Consider the following 14,428-nt stretch of genomic DNA (forward strand, 5'->3'; position numbering starts at 1 on the left):
CGAGCAGGCTCGCTCCCACATTGGATCTGTGTTTGCCGACAACAATGGAGGCAAAACTAAACTAATGTGGGAGTGAGCCTGCTCGCGATGGCGATCTACCTGTCGCCGCTACTTTTCGAGCTTGTCCGGCAGCGGCGCAAACAACGCTTCAATATCATCACTCTGCAACTTCCAGTCCCCGGTCTTGCGTCCATCCAGCACGCCAGCCGCCAAGTCGGATTTTTCCTTCTGCAGATGCTGAATCTTCTCTTCCACCGTGCCCCTGGCAATCATCTTGTAGACGAACACCGGTTTCTCCTGACCAATGCGATACGCCCGGTCAGTCGCCTGATTTTCCGTCGCCGGGTTCCACCACGGATCGTAGTGAATCACCGTGTCGGCTTCGGTCAGGTTCAGGCCGACGCCACCCGCCTTCAGGCTGATCAGAAAGATCTGACGCTTGCCGCTCTGGAAGTCTTTGACCGGGGCGCGCCGGTCGCGAGTCTGCCCGGTCAGCAGTGCATAATCGACTCCGCGTTTTTTCAGCTCATCTTCAATCAACGACAGCATTGAAGTGAACTGCGAGAACAACAGAATCCGCCGACCTTCATCGAACAATTCCTCAAGCATCTCCATCAGGCTGTCGAGCTTGCCCGACGTGCTGCCGCGAGTGGGCAGGGTGGCATCGTTGACCAGACGCAAATCGCAGCAGACCTGACGCAGTTTCAGCAGCGCCTCAAGAATGATGATCTGGCTGCGCGCCACGCCCTTGCGGGTGATCTCGTCGCGGACTTTCTTGTCCATCGCCAGGCGCATGGTTTCGTATACGTCGCGCTGGGCTTCGTTGAGTTCGACCCAATGGATGATTTCGGTTTTCGGCGGCAACTCGGTGGCCACTTGTTCCTTGGTTCGACGCAGCAGGAACGGTTTTATCCGACCGTTGAGGTGCTGAAGTCGTACTTCGCTGGCGCGCTTTTCGATCGGCACGCGGTAATCGCGGTTGAAGCTTTTTACGTCACCCAGCCAGCCGGGCAGCAGGAAGTGAAACAGTGACCACAGCTCACCCAGGTGGTTTTCCAGCGGCGTGCCGCTCAGGCACAGACGCTGACGGGCATTCAATTCGCGGGCTGCGTGGGCGGCCTTGCTGTTGGGGTTCTTGATGTATTGCGCCTCGTCCAGAACCAGCACGTGCAAAGGCTGCGCGGCGAGACGTTCGACGTCCTTGGGCAGGAGCGCATAGGTGGTCAGGATCAGGTCGTAATCGGCCAGCGTGTCGAAATGCTTTTTGCGACTGGCGCCGTACAGCGCCAGCACTTTGAGTTGAGGTGTGAAGTGCGCCGCTTCATCCAGCCAGTTGGGGATCAGGCTGGTGGGCATCACCACCATGCACGGCCGATCGAGGCGTCCGGCGTTCTTCTCACTGAGAATATGCGCCAGGGTCTGTAGGGTTTTGCCCAGACCCATGTCGTCCGCGAGAATCCCGCCGACTTCCAGTTGTCGCAACGACTGCATCCAGCTCAAGCCTTCCAGCTGATAGGGGCGCAAAGTCGCGTTCAAACCGTCCGGTGCAATCGCGGTGAAGTCCTTGATGTCCCGCAGCCGCTGGGCAAAGGTGCGAATTTGCTCGCCGCCCTCCCAAAGCAGCGGCAGGTCTTCCAGTGGATTCAGTCGCGTGGCATCGGCCTTGCTCAGGCGCAGCGTCGTTTCGCCGGGCCCTTGCAGGTAGAACTCGCCGAGGGTCGCCAGTACCGGTTTCAATCGGCCGAAGGGCAGGGCGACTTGCAACGGGCCGTACTCGGAGTTCGGGCGGTTGGGAATGTTCACCAGGATCAACTCGTCGTCGCGACGTCGGGCCAGTCGCTCCGGGTTGAGGATCTCGGTGTGAGAGCGCATCAGGTTCAGCAGGATCGGCAGCAGGCTCAGCCGTTCGCCGTTGACGATGATTCCCAACTCCAGATCGAACCAGTCACGCTCCGGTGCCTGTTCTACGGTGGCGTACCAATCATCCACGGCAGTCAGGTCGAAACCGAAGTCTTCGTCGATCTGCAATTCCCAACCCTGGGTACGCAGCTTCGGCAGTTCATTGAGGGTGAAGGTCAGCCAGGCGCTGTCGTTGACCATCTCGAAAAGTTCGCCGGCGCTTTCCGGCAAGGCCTTGCTTTGCCGGGTGGCGACTTTGAAACCGAGGATTCGCAGCTGCTCCCTGTAGGTCTGTTCGACTTCCGGGTGGCGTTTTATCCGTAACGTTTGCGTCTCCTGACGAATCAGAATGTCGGCGTTCTTCTGCCCGGAAACGTATTCATCCAGATAGCTGAATGACAACGCCGCGCGATGCTGAATGTAGCGCTGCATCTTGCCATTGCGCGGTTCGAAGGCGCTGAACTCGATGCTCGCCAGCCACAAGCGCGGCACCGGTTGCACGTTATCCACCAGCACTTGCGGGGCCTTCGGGCTACGGTTTTCCAGTACAGCTTGAAGTTTCTCGAGCAGCTCGGCGTCTTGCGCGGCGGCTGGGTAGGCCAGGGTTTCCTGCACTTTCAGTAATACCGCTGCGCAATGTTTGCAGTTGCTGTGGACCGGGCAGGTGCAGGTGGCGTCAATCATCAGCAGCGTGGCTTTGGCTGACTCGCGCAGGCGAATGGTCTGACGGTAAACGTTACCGCCAGAGCCCTCGCAGGCGGCAATGATCGTGGCGTCGCCGGCCTCGACGATCCTGACGCGGTTCTCCAAAGCGTAGCGACGGCCACGCTCCAGGCTCTGTTCCTTGAATCGGCTGACCCAGGAAGGTGCCAGGGGTTTGCTCAGGGTCGCTGACATAAGGACTCAATCAGTCCGGAATTTCTTCGGGGACTGGCCGAGGCGCAGGGGCAGTCAGCGAGGTGATCTTGATCAACATGCCCAAGTGGCCGTTGTCGAGGAAGTTCAGCTGGCCGTTCTTGGTGTGGCTTTCCTGGTTCATGCGTTCGCTGGCGGTGACCATGCCATTGGCGTCGATCTGGTTGACCCAGAAGTCGGCGTCGACGTCGGTGAACCGTCCCAGTTTCATGCTCAGTGTGCCCTCGATCGGGAATTGGCCGAACTGTTCTTTGCCCTCGCTAATTGCAACTTTGCTGGCTTCTTCGCCAAGGTTCTGTTGCCAGGCCTTGTGCAGCAACACCGTGTATTCATTGCTGGCGGTGAGTTTTTCCACTTCAGCATTGAGGCTCGGTGTGCGCAGGCTGTCGGGGTTGATGGGCTGGGCTCCGGCAGCCCAGTCTTCCGGCGCGGCGCGGCTGACGATAGCGGGCACGGCGTTTTGGCGGACCAGAATCATTTCTATCTGATAGAGGTCATCGGCAAACGTCGTCGGCGCAACCAGGGTCATCAACAGGATCAGTGAGCGAAACAGGCGCATGCGGCGTCCTTCAAGCAGTTTTCGGAATGAGGTGCTCAAACAGCGCCTCTACAGTATTAAAGCGCTCTTCCGGGCGCTCCATCGGCACCTGGAATTTAAACATCGTGGCGCCTTCGAATTTGTAGCGTTTGGGCTGGCTCTGGATCAGTTTGATCAGCGTCAGCGGGTCGACCGGGGTTTGCGTCGCGAACTCGATTCGGCCGCCTTGCGGGCCGCCGTCGACTTTCTTGATGCCCAGTAGCTCGGCCTGCAATTTCAGCGCGGTAATGCGCATCAGGTTCTTGGTCGGCTCCGGCAACAGACCGAAACGATCGATCATCTCCACCTGCAAATCCTTGAGGCCTTCCTCGTCGGTGGCCGAGGCGATGCGTTTGTAGAGAATCAGTCGGGCGTGTACGTCCGGCAGATAGTCCTCGGGAATCAACGCCGGTACCCGCAGATTGACTTCCGGGCCACCGCCGAGCGGTTGATCGAGGTTCGGTTGTTCGCCCTTGCGGATCGACTTCACCGCGCGTTCGAGCATTTCCATGTACAGCGTGAAACCGACGGCCTGGATCTGCCCGCTCTGCCCGTCGCCGAGCAATTCACCGGCGCCACGGATTTCCAGGTCGTTGGTGGCGAGCACGAAGCCCGCGCCGAGGTCCTGGGTATTGGCGATCGCTTCCAGACGTTTTTCGGCGTCAGGCGTGATTTGCTGGCGCGGCGGCGTCAGCAAATAAGCGTAAGCCTGGTGGTGACTGCGACCGACCCGGCCGCGCAACTGATGCAGCTGCGCCAGGCCGAACTTGTCGGCACGCTCGATAATGATGGTGTTGGCGCTCGGCACGTCAATGCCGGTCTCGATGATGGTCGAGGCGATCAGCACGTTGAAGCGCTTGTGGTAGAAGTCGCTCATCACTTGTTCGAGATCGCGTTCGCGCATCTGCCCGTGGCCGATGCCGATCCGTGCTTCCGGCACCAGTTCGGCGAGGTCGGCGGCGCATTTCTCGATGGTCTTCACATCGTTGTGCAGGTAGTAGACCTGACCGCCACGCAACAGCTCACGGAGCAAGGCCTCTTTGACCGTGCTCTTGTTCTGCTCCATGACGAACGTCCGTACCGACAGGCGACGGGCCGGCGGCGTGGCGATGATCGACAGATCGCGCATGCCCGACACGGCCATGTTCAGCGTGCGCGGAATCGGCGTGGCGGTCAGGGTGAGAATGTCGACTTCACTGCGCAGGGCCTTGAGCTGTTCTTTCTGACGGACACCGAAACGGTGCTCTTCGTCGATGATCACCAGCCCCAGGTTTTTGATTTTCACGTCGTCCTGCAGCAGCTTGTGCGTGCCGATGACGATGTCGATCTTGCCTTCGGCCAGATCCGCAACCGCGGCGTTGACCTCCTTGGTCGATTTGAAGCGGCTCATCACTTCCACGCTCACCGGCCAATCGGCGAAGCGGTCGCGGAAGCTGTTGTAATGCTGCTGGGCGAGCAGGGTGGTCGGCACCAGAATCGCCACTTGACGACCGCCGTGTACCGCGATGAACGCGGCGCGCATCGCCACTTCGGTCTTGCCGAAACCGACGTCGCCGCAGACCAGACGGTCCATCGGTTTCGGCGCGAGCATGTCGGTGCGCACGGCGTCGATGGTGGTTTGCTGGTCCGGGGTTTCTTCGAACGGGAAGCCGGCGCTGAAGGTCGCGTAATCGGCTTTCGGGTCGGCGAACGCATAACCTTCGCGAGCGGCGCGGCGGGCATAAATGTCGAGCAACTCGGCGGCCACATCGCGCACTTGTTCGGCGGCTTTGCGTTTGGCTTTCTGCCAGGTCTCGGAGCCGAGGCGGTGCAGCGGGGCCAGGGCATCGTCGCTGCCGGTGTATCGGGCGATCAGGTGCAGGTTGGCCACCGGCACGTAAAGCTTGGCGTTTTCGGCGTATTCGAGGGTCAGGAATTCAGCGGCCTGACTATCGATTTCCAGAATCGTCAGCCCGAGATAGCGACCGACGCCGTGATCGATATGCACCACCGGCGCGCCTTCGCGCAGCTCGGTAAGGTTTTTGATCACGGCATCGTTGTTGGCGTCGGCGCGTTTCTCGCGGCGACGGCGTTGCATCACGCGCTGACCGAACAACGGGCTTTCGGCAACCAGGGCTAGCGCCGGGTCGTCGAGCACCAGACCTTCGTCGAGCGGCGCGATGGTGATCGCCAGGCGCTCCTTGCTCGCGACGAAGTCCGGCCAGCTGTCGACGGTTTTCGGTCGCAGCTTCAAGCGTTCCAGCAATTCCAGCAGCACTTCACGACGGCCCGCGGATTCGGCGGTAAACAGCACGCGACCGGGGAACTCGTCGAGGAAACCCGCAAGCGCCGCCAACGGTTGGGTAGCCTTGGCTTCGATGGCCAGGTTCGGCAACTCCCGAGCGGGAAAGCGCTCGCGGCCGACGCCGGTTTCCACGTCCTGTTGACTGGCGACCACGCGCGGCCAGTTTTTCAGGCGCGCAAAGCAATCTTCCACCGGCAGGAACAACTCGGCCGGCGGCAATAAAGGACGGGCCGGATCGACGCGGCGTTCTTCATAGCGATTGCGCACGTCGTTCCAGAAGTTTTCCGCCGCTTGCTCGATGCCCGGCAAGGAAAACACTTGCGTTTCCTGCGGCAGGTAATCGAACAGCGTGGAAGTTTCATCGAAAAACAGCGGCAGGTAGTACTCGATACCGGCCGGTGTAATCCCGCTGCTCAAATCCTGAAAGATCGGGCAGCGACGGAAGTCGACATCGAAACGCTCACGGAATCGCGCCTTGAAGCGGGTGACCGCATCCTTTTGCAGCGGAAACTCTCTCGCTGGCAGGAGGCGAACCGTTTCAACCTTGTCGATGGAGCGCTGGTTTTCCGGATCGAAGGTGCGAAGGGTCTCGATTTCGTCGTCGAACAGGTCAATTCGGAAAGGCAGTTTGCTGCCCATCGGGAACAGGTCGATCAACGAGCCGCGCACGGTGAATTCGCCATGCTCGTAGACGGTATCGACGTAGCGATAGCCGCTGGCCTCAAGCCGGGTGCGCATTTGCTCGACATCGAGCTTCTGGCCGATGTCCAGCACCAGGCTGCTGCCGAGCAGGAATTTGGTCGGCGCCAAGCGATGCAGGGCCGTGGTGATCGGTACGACCAGAACGCCATGACTCAGCTCCGGCAACCGATACAGGGCGGAGATTCGCTGGGAAATAATGTCCTGGTGCGGCGAAAACAGATCGTAGGGCAGCGTTTCCCAGTCCGGGAAATGCAGCACCGGCAAATCCGGGGCGAAGAAACTCAGCTCCTGTTCCAGCCGTTCGGCACTTTGGCTGTCGGCGGTCAGCAGCAGGGTGAAGCGCTTGGCAGCGCTGGCGGCCTCGGCAATAGCCAGGCTCAGGGCGGCACCGGGCAGGTTGCCCCAGTGCTGTTTACCTGCCGCGGCAGGGAGAAGCGGTAGACGCAGAACGGGCACGGAAGGTTGAGCTCCAAGCGTTGCGACAAAGTCGGTAATTGTAGCGGTCCCGGGTGCCGCCTGTCAGTTGCAGATGTGTCTATTACGCAGGTTGGGCGAAATGTAGTGGTAAAGACAAAATCGGCCCGTTTTTTAGTAAAAAAGACTGAATATGTAGTGGCAAAACGACTGAGTGTTACGGAGGGTTACAGACAAGACAGCGTTGTCTCCCAAAAAATGACTGCGCTGCAGGCCACGGTTTTATTGGGCTTGAGCCGTGCGTCATTTTTTTGAAGCGGATTTTGTTACTGGTCGCGCGACAAGCGCGCATTGCTACGGGAGGCACTCGGCGGCATAATGTAGCCCCTTTTTTCTGCCCCTACATGTGGAAGGTTCCCGTGACTCAGAAGCCCGACCAGTGTCTTGGTGAATGGATCGACCGTGAAGCACTCGCAGAAGCGATGATTCCGCTTATCGGTCAGCTCTACCGCAATAACAACGTGGTGAGCTCGATCTATGGCCGCAGTCTGATCAACCAGTCTGTCATCGCGATTCTCAAAGCTCACCGCTTTGCTCGCCATCGCCAGTCCGATGACAGCGAATTGTCCGTCCACGAAACATTCCCGCTGCTAAAGGCAATGAGCGAGCTCAAGCTCGGCGCTGCTTCGGTAGACCTGGGCAAGCTAGCAGTCAAGTTCAAGGCTGAAGGCAATGGCCGCACTGCCGAGCAGTTCGTCCGTGAAGAACTGGCTGACGTCGTTGGTCAGCAAAATGTTGCCGCCCGCAAAGGCACCGACGTTGTTCTGTACGGCTTCGGTCGTATCGGCCGTCTGCTGGCGCGCATCCTGATCGAGAAAACCGGTGGTGGCGACGGCCTGCGTCTGCGCGCCATCGTTGTCCGCAAGGGCGCCGAAAACGATCTGATCAAACGCGCCAGCCTGCTGCGCCGCGATTCGGTACACGGTTCGTTCAATGGCACCATCACCATTGATGAAGCCAACAACACCATCACCGCCAACGGCAACCTGATCCAGGTTATCTACGCGAAAAACCCGACTGAAGTGGACTACACCCAGTACGGCATCAAAGACGCGCTGCTGGTGGACAACACCGGTGTATGGCGTGACGCCGACGGCCTGGGCCAGCACTTGGCTTGCCCGGGTATCGATCGCGTTGTTCTGACCGCGCCTGGCAAAGGCAAGCTGAAGAACATCGTTCACGGCATCAACCACGGTGAAATCACCGCTGATGACAAGATCGTTTCCGCGGCTTCCTGCACCACCAACGCCATCGTGCCGGTGCTCAAAGCCGTCAACGACAAGTTCGGCATCATCAACGGTCACGTTGAAACGGTTCACTCGTACACCAACGACCAGAACCTGATCGACAACTTCCACAAAGGCGATCGCCGTGGCCGTAGCGCCGCGTTGAACATGGTGATCACCGAGACCGGTGCTGCCACCGCTGCTGCCAAGGCGCTGCCTGAGCTGGCCGGCAAGCTGACCGGTAACGCGATCCGCGTTCCGACGCCTAACGTGTCGATGGCCATTCTCAACCTGAACCTTGAGAAAGCCGCCACCCGTGAAGAGATGAACGAGTACCTGCGCTACATGGCGCTGCACTCCGATCTGCATAAGCAAATCGACTACGTCAATTCGCAGGAAGTGGTTTCCACCGACTTCGTTGGCTCGCGCCACGCAGGCGTGGTGGACGCTGAAGCAACCATCAGCCAAGACAACCGCGTTGTTCTGTACGTTTGGTACGACAACGAATTCGGTTACAGCTGCCAGGTGGTTCGCGTGATGGAAGACATGGCCGGTGTAAACCCGCCTGCATTCCCGCGCTAAGCGTTAGCTGCACATGAGAACGCCCCGACTTTGGTCGGGGCGTTTTTGTTTGTGTGGTTTGTCAGTTATAGGTGTGTTGTTTGTATTGGCCTCATCGCGAGCAGGCTCGCTCCCACATTTGATCTGCGGCGCACACAAATCCAATGTGGGAGCGAGCCTGCTCGCGAAGGCGATCTGTCAGGCGCCGCCGACCACAGCTGCCTGCGCCGTCCGCAATTCATGACGGTTGCCACGGAACAACACCAAGGTTGCAATCAGCCCCAACACCGCCGCGCCACTGAGCCAGATCCCCGGCGCAGCCTTGTTGTCCAGCACATGAATCAGGTACGTACACGCCGCCGGCGTAAAACCCCCGAAGGTCGCGGTTGCCAGGCTGTAGGCCAAAGAGAATCCAGTTGTACGAACTTCCACCGGCATGATCTCGGTAAGCGCCACCACCATGGCGCCGTTGTACGAGCCATACAGGAACGACAGCCACAACTCGACAATCAGCAGGTGGCTGAAGCTCGGGTTTGCTACCAGCCATGACAAGGCAGGGTAGGCGGTGAGGATCGCCAGAATCGTCGCCGCCAGCAGTAAGGGTTTGCGTCCGATCCTGTCGGAAACAGAACCCATGACCGGCAACCAGAAGAAGTTCGACAGGCCGATACATACGGTCACCAGCAAGGCGTCCAGATCCGACAAATGCAACTCGGCTTTACCGAAGGTCGGGGTGTAAGCGGTGATCAGGTAGAACGACACGGTGGTCATTACCACCAACGCCATGCCGGCGATGACGATGCCAAAGTTCTGCCCAATCGAACGAACGATGTCCCGCAGGGTAGGGCGATGTTTGCGCGCCTGGAATTCCGGCGTTTCTTCCAGCGAACGACGAATCACGAAGATCACCGGCACAATCATGCAGCCGATAAGGAACGGCACGCGCCAGCCCCAGTCGCCCATTTGTTCGGGGCTGAGCCAGTGGTTCAAACCCACGCCGAGCAGGCCGGCGAACACGACCGCCGCTTGCTGACTGGCGGACTGCCAACTGACAAAGAAGCCTTTGCGGCCCGGGGTGGAAATCTCGGCGAGGTAGACCGACACACCGCCCAGTTCCACCCCGGCCGAGAACCCTTGCAGCAAGCGACCGAACAGCACGATCAGCGGCGCCGCAACGCCCAAAGTGGCGTAACCCGGCACGCAGGCAATCAGCACCGTGCCAGCCGCCATCATCGCGAGGGTGATGATCAGCCCTTTGCGTTGACCATGGCGGTCGATATAGGCGCCGAGGAAAATCGCCCCCAATGGACGCATCAGGAAGCCTGCCCCGAAGGTGGCCAGGGACAACATCAGGGAGGCGAAAGCGCTATCGGCAGGGAAGAAGGTTTTGGCGATGGCCGTGGCGTAAAAGCCGTAGACCATAAAGTCGAACATCTCGAGAAAGTTACCGCTGACAACGCGAAAAATCGCTTTGCCTTTGCTCGTGTCTGAAGACATGTGTAGGTACTCACGCTGGTAAATCTTGTTTGAAACGCTGCACCTGTGGGAGTGAGCCTGCTCGCGATGGCGTGGGGTCAATCGGCATTGATGTTGGCTGACACACCGCTATCGCGAGCAGGCTCGCTCCCACAGGTTTCGCGTTTGACTGACGGGCGCTGGCAGACCTCGCTCTCGTGCGCTCTGAAGCCCATAATGGCGGGCGCGGTTTTGAGGGGGGATGAAGATTTGTTAACTGGACGGTGGACTTGGATCGTGATGCTGGCCGGTGTTTTGTCCGGTTGTGGCAACGGCGACAGCCTGGAACGCTTCGACGGCCCGACCATGGGCAGTCGTTATTCCATTCAATACGTAAGGCATTCCTCCACGCCGGGGCCGAAAGCGGTGCAGGCCGAAGTAGAAAATATCCTCGCTGAAGTGGATCGACAATTCTCGACCTATCGCAGCGACTCGGTTATCGAACGCTTCAACGCACTACCGGCCGGCCGCTGTCAGGTCATGCCTGGTCCGGTGCTCGAATTGATCCGTGTGGGCGAGCAACTGTCTTCGCAAAGCGAAGGCTCCTACGACCTGACCGTGGAACCGCTGCTCAATCTCTGGGGCTTTGGCCCGCAGGGCCGTGAGGAAAAAGTCCCGACTGCCGAAGCGCTCGCCGAAGTCAGGCAGCGCGTCGGTCATGCGCACCTGCGCATCGACGGCGATCAGTTGTGCAAGGACGCCGCGGTCGAGGTCGACTTCAACAGCATCGCCGCCGGTTACGCGGTCGATACAATTGCCGCAAAACTCGAAGCAATGGGCATCCGCAATTACCTCGCCGAAGCCACCGGCGAACTCAAGGCTGCCGGCAAAAAACTCGACGGTTCACCGTGGCGCATCGCTCTGGAAGAGCCCCGCGACGACCAGCAAGTAGCCGAGCGCATCATCGCCGTCGACGGCTACGGCGTTTCCACTTCCGGCGACTACCGCAACTATTTCGAGCAGGACGGTCGGCGTTATTCCCACACCTTCGATGCCCGCACCGGGGCGCCGGTCCTACACACCCTGGCGTCAGTCACGGTGATTCATCCTTCAGCGTTAATGGCCGATGGCTTATCGACGCTGTTGCTGATTCTGGGGCCCGAAAGGGGTTGGGACTATGCCGAAGCGCATGACATCGGTGCATTCTTTGTGATTCGTGCCGATACAGGATTCGTCACACGAACCACGCAGGCTTTTGAACGCCTGAGTGGCGGAAAAACCGAGTGATCGCGGCGATTCAAGCAGCAAAGACTGGCGTTGTAGTGCAGGCAAAACTAGCCTACGACGCGACCAAGGGTTAATGTGCGCGGCGTTGACGCTTATATAGACTGTGTCCGGGTTCTGCACTGGCCCCAAATTGTTCCTTCACGCCGCAGATCGGCGTGATTTAGCCGCAGGTGCCGAGGGCGCCGCGGCCTGTTCTGAGGAGTATGCATGGCTGTCTACAACTACGACGTGGTGGTGCTGGGTTCCGGCCCGGCGGGAGAAGGCGCGGCAATGAACGCCGCCAAAGCAGGGCGCAAGGTGGCGATGGTCGATAGCCGTCGCCAGGTCGGCGGCAACTGCACCCACCTGGGCACCATCCCGTCCAAGGCACTGCGTCACTCAGTCCGGCAGATCATGCAGTTCAACACCAACCCGATGTTCCGGGCCATTGGTGAGCCACGCTGGTTCTCGTTCCCGGACGTGTTGAAAAGCGCTGAAAAAGTCATCTCCAAACAAGTCGCATCGCGCACCGGCTACTACGCCCGTAACCGCGTTGACGTGTTCTTCGGCACCGGCAGCTTCGCTGACGAGCAAACCATTGAAGTGGTCTGCGCCAACGGCGTGGTCGAAAAACTGGTGGCCAAGCACATCATCATCGCCACCGGCTCGCGCCCTTATCGTCCGGCGGACATCGATTTCCACCACCCGCGTATCTACGATAGCGACACCATCCTCAGCCTCGGCCACACCCCGCGCAAACTCATCGTTTACGGCGCCGGCGTGATCGGTTGCGAGTACGCGTCGATCTTCAGCGGTCTGGGTGTGTTGGTTGAGCTGGTGGATAACCGCGGTCAGTTGCTCAGCTTCCTCGACTCGGAAATTTCCCAGGCGCTGAGCTATCACTTCAGCAACAACAACATCACGGTTCGCCACAACGAAGACTACGACCGCGTCGAAGGCGTGGATAACGGCGTGATCCTGCACCTGAAGTCCGGCAAGAAGATCAAGGCCGACGCCTTGCTCTGGTGCAACGGCCGTACCGGCAACACTGATCAGTTGGGTCTGGAAAACATCGGCGTGAAGGTCAACAGCCGTGGCCAGATCGAAGTCGACGAGGCCTACCGTACCTGCAAGCCGAACATCTACGGCGCCGGTGACGTGATTGGTTGGCCGAGCCTGGCCAGTGCTGCTCACGACCAGGGTCGTTCGGCCGCTGGCAGCATCGTTGACAACCAAAGCTGGCGCTTTGTCAACGACGTGCCAACTGGCATCTACACCATTCCGGAGATCAGCTCGATCGGCAAGAACGAGCAGGAGCTGACTCAGGCCAAGGTGCCGTACGAAGTGGGCAAGGCGTTCTTCAAGAGCATGGCGCGTGCACAGATCGCCGGCGAGCCTCAGGGCATGCTGAAGATTCTGTTCCACCGCGAAACCCTGGAAGTGCTGGGCGTTCACTGCTTCGGTTATCAGGCGTCGGAGATCGTTCACATCGGTCAGGCGATTATGAACCAGCCGGGCGAACAGAACACGCTGAAGTACTTCGTCAACACGACGTTCAACTACCCGACCATGGCCGAAGCCTATCGGGTAGCGGCATACGATGGTCTCAACCGGCTTTTTTGAGTGGCTCCGGCCGGTGGCCTGAGCCGGCCGGGGAGACCGATTTCAGCAATTCTCGAGCGTGGCGCTGGCCAAACCGGGAAAGTCTGTAATCAGGCTGTCAACGCCGAAGTCGGCGAGTCTGCGCATTAGCGCGGGCTCGTTGACTGTCCATACCGACACATGCAGCCCCTGACGCTGCGCCTTCTGCAGGCGTTCCGGCGTACACAAAGTCCAGTTAAGCGCCAGAATCTCACAGTCATAGCTTTGCGCGACCTTCAACGGGTCGAGCCAGGCGTATTCGGCGACCAATCCGCGGGACACATCCGGCACGAAGTCCAGCGCAGCTTTCAATACTTCCCGCGAACTCGAGGTGATCGTCACCTTGTCGAGCAGGCCGAAACGCTGAGCCATTTCGCGAATCGCCAGCACGGTTGTCGCGGCGCGGGTGCGTGAAGCGCTTTTGACTTCCAGTTGCCAGTGCTCGAAATCGCATTTCTCGAACAGTTCTTCCAGCGTTGGAATCGGGCACGGTTTGATCCAGCCCGGGCCGCCTGTGCGCGCATCGTAGGTCACCAGCTCGGCCGCCGTGTGCTCGACGACTTTGCCGCGACGGTCGGTGGTGCGCTTGAGTGTCGGGTCGTGGATGACCATCAGCTCGCCGTCCATGGACAGGTGCAGGTCCAGTTCGCAGCGGCGCACGCCGTGCTTGAGGCATTGCTGAAAACTGGTCAGTGTATTTTCCGGTGCTTCGCCCTTGGCGCCGCGATGGCCGTAGATGAGAGTCACGGTTCTTCCTTAAATTAAATGCCTGATTCGTTTTGTTCGCGGGCCAGACGTCGTTCCTGGGCCTGCTTCTGCAAAATGTAGCGGGCCAGCAATTGGCGCTGGGCATCGGTCGGGTACTCGAACTCGGTACCGACGTCGTAGCCGTCGCCTTTACGATCGCAGTGGGTGACGCGAGCCCGCAACAAGAGTCCAAGGGCTTGCGGCATCAGCACCAGTTTGACCGACAGGTGCGCGCCCTCGGCAATGGGCGTCGGATGCTGAAACTCGATCCCGCCTTCGGAAATAATCACCGGCTGCGGCTCGCCGATCTGCCCGAGTACGGTGATTGCGATCACCTGGCTCAGCAAATCGATGCGTTTATTCTGGGATTTCAGGAATGCGGCGAGGTTGCGGTCGCGCTCACTGATCTGGCGCAACAGGTGCTGCGACTCGAATTCGCTCAGGTGCAGTTCGCTGAGCAAGTTGAACAGAGGGGACGCATCCTGCAACACTTCCTGGCCTGCGGCTTCGGGAGCGGACAGGGTCCGAATTTCCAGTGCGATCGTGTCCTCGATACGGTAGTATTCGCGGCGATCTTCTTCATCTAATGTCGACATGGCGAACCCATGGTAGCGGCGGTGGTCTGAGTGTAAAGCTGGTTATCGACCCCCGCCACAAGGACGTTCCTTTTCCCTCCGAACA

At 59.5% G+C, this 14,428-nt stretch carries 9 protein-coding genes; 3 read left to right on the forward strand and 6 right to left on the reverse strand.

Annotated features, from left to right (window positions below):
* Window positions 1-108: 108 nt before the first annotated feature.
* From PMI27_RS04680 to mfd, 3 genes are read right to left on the reverse strand one after another with little or no spacing between them, the layout of a single operon-like run.
* Complete coding sequence (locus tag PMI27_RS04680) at window positions 109-2,796, reverse strand: DEAD/DEAH box helicase (RefSeq protein ID WP_008151402.1); 2,688 nt, start codon at window positions 2,794-2,796, stop codon at window positions 109-111.
* A 10-nt stretch (window positions 2,797-2,806) separates the two neighbouring features.
* Window positions 2,807-3,373: a CsiV family protein gene (locus tag PMI27_RS04675; protein WP_008151400.1), complete on the reverse strand. Its 567-nt coding sequence runs from the start codon at window positions 3,371-3,373 to the stop codon at window positions 2,807-2,809.
* A gap of 10 nt (window positions 3,374-3,383) precedes the next feature.
* Entirely contained in the window at window positions 3,384-6,833 is a 3,450-nt protein-coding gene (gene mfd / locus PMI27_RS04670; RefSeq protein WP_008151398.1) for a transcription-repair coupling factor, read from the reverse strand.
* Between the two features lie 362 nt (window positions 6,834-7,195).
* Between mfd and PMI27_RS04665 the strand changes: the two genes are divergently transcribed.
* Entirely contained in the window at window positions 7,196-8,659 is a 1,464-nt protein-coding gene (locus PMI27_RS04665; protein ID WP_008151396.1) for a glyceraldehyde-3-phosphate dehydrogenase, read from the forward strand.
* A gap of 177 nt (window positions 8,660-8,836) precedes the next feature.
* Here PMI27_RS04665 and PMI27_RS04660 read toward each other — a convergent pair whose 3' ends face one another.
* Window positions 8,837-10,135, reverse strand: coding sequence for an MFS transporter (locus tag PMI27_RS04660; protein ID WP_008151393.1), 1,299 nt, complete (start codon window positions 10,133-10,135; stop codon window positions 8,837-8,839).
* A gap of 258 nt (window positions 10,136-10,393) precedes the next feature.
* Here PMI27_RS04660 and PMI27_RS04655 point away from each other — a divergent pair, with 258 nt between their 5' ends.
* The gene (locus tag PMI27_RS04655) at window positions 10,394-11,380 is read left to right on the forward strand and encodes an FAD:protein FMN transferase (RefSeq protein WP_008151391.1); all 987 of its coding nucleotides are present in this window, start codon (window positions 10,394-10,396) and stop codon (window positions 11,378-11,380) included.
* Window positions 11,381-11,587: 207 nt separating this feature from the next.
* Window positions 11,588-12,982 carry a Si-specific NAD(P)(+) transhydrogenase gene (sthA, locus tag PMI27_RS04650; protein WP_008151389.1) on the forward strand — a complete coding sequence of 465 codons (1,395 nt, stop codon included), beginning with the start codon at window positions 11,588-11,590 and terminating at the stop codon, window positions 12,980-12,982.
* Window positions 12,983-13,024: 42 nt separating this feature from the next.
* On the opposite strand, the gene PMI27_RS04645 is transcribed toward sthA, so the two are convergent.
* Both PMI27_RS04645 and PMI27_RS04640 read right to left on the reverse strand, forming a co-directional pair.
* Window positions 13,025-13,747, reverse strand: a complete 723-nt coding sequence (locus PMI27_RS04645; RefSeq protein ID WP_008151386.1) for a glycerophosphodiester phosphodiesterase — start codon at window positions 13,745-13,747, stop codon at window positions 13,025-13,027.
* 14 nt (window positions 13,748-13,761) lie between these two features.
* Window positions 13,762-14,343, reverse strand: coding sequence for a PilZ domain-containing protein (locus tag PMI27_RS04640; protein ID WP_008151384.1), 582 nt, complete (start codon window positions 14,341-14,343; stop codon window positions 13,762-13,764).
* Window positions 14,344-14,428: the final 85 nt, after the last annotated feature.

It is taken from the genome of Pseudomonas sp. GM41(2012), from assembly GCF_000282315.2.
GTDB lineage: Bacteria > Pseudomonadota > Gammaproteobacteria > Pseudomonadales > Pseudomonadaceae > Aquipseudomonas.